Source organism: Actinacidiphila oryziradicis (genome assembly GCF_005047355.1).
Lineage (GTDB): Bacteria > Actinomycetota > Actinomycetes > Streptomycetales > Streptomycetaceae > Actinacidiphila > Actinacidiphila oryziradicis.
The window spans coordinates 1-1,020 of the sequence record NZ_SUMC01000362.1 but is presented as its reverse complement, the minus strand read 5'-3'; the positions used below and the strand labels follow the sequence as shown (position 1 = coordinate 1,020).

Below are 1,020 nucleotides of genomic sequence, written 5' to 3'. Positions count from 1 at the left end.
TGGCCTGGCGGGTTGGCTGGTGGTTGATTACCGCATGGCCGCGCGGTCGGAGACCAGGCCGGCGATGGCTTGGTAGGTCTGGTCGAAGTACTCGCGGCGTCCGATCCAGCGTTGGAGGGGCCGCCACTGCTTGTGCTCGGCGTTGGCGTGCTCGACGCAGATCCGCTCGGAGGACTGCTGCTTGCGTGCTTCCTCCCAGGCCGCCAGTTTCTCGGGCGGGGCATCCTGCTTCGGCTTCAGCGGTGGAGCTTGGACCTGGTCGGGGAACTGCTTGGCCAGTCCCCGGTAGCCGGCGTCGACCTTGCCTCTCACCTGGGGGAACCGTTCGAACAGGTCGCAGATGCCCTCGGTCTTCAGCGCGGTCTGGTCGTGCTGGCGGCCGGGCCGGAAGGCCCCCGCCCACAGGGTCCGGCCCTTCTCGTCGGTGATGACGGTGGCCTTCTTGGTGTTCTGCCGCATCTTTCCGGAGATGAACGCCCGGCGTCCGGGGCGGTTTGCCCGTGGACGTCGGACCCGGACCTCGGTGGCATCGATCCGCAGTTCCACGCCGTGGGAGGCGGCGTAGGCGAAGACATCGGCCAGGGTGAGAAGGCGCAGGTCGGGGCTTCCGGGGACGGCGAAGCCACGGGCTGCGAGCAGGGGGCGGATCTCGTGGACGGCGCGGGTGATCGTGGAGCGGTCCACCTTGTAGAACAGGGCGAGGGCGGCATGCGGAAGCTGGAAGCGCAGGATGACCAGGGTGGCGACGACCCGGTCGGTGAAGACGAGTTGGTGGTCCGGACCTGCTCCGGCGGCGCGCAGCCGGTCATGGCCCCGGCGTTCACGCAGCTGGGACTCCTGCCCGGCCACCCACGGCTCGGCCAACTCCGCGATCAGCTTGCCGAGGCGACGGCGCGGGATCCCGGTGCAGATACGATGGCTCAAGGCCGTGCGGGCCCCTCTTGACGTCACAATCATGATCGTCTCGCACGGCCGTTTGCATGCTCAGACCGGGGTCTCAGCTACCGCGCACGACGTCGT

General features: G+C 68.8%; 1 protein-coding gene. It reads right to left on the bottom strand.

Annotation, left to right across the window (positions count from 1 at the left end):
• Positions 1-27: 27 nt before the first annotated feature.
• A complete protein-coding gene (locus FCI23_RS55895; protein WP_169317513.1) occupies positions 28-957 on the bottom strand; it encodes a transposase family protein in 930 nt (309 codons plus the stop codon).
• Positions 958-1,020: the final 63 nt, after the last annotated feature.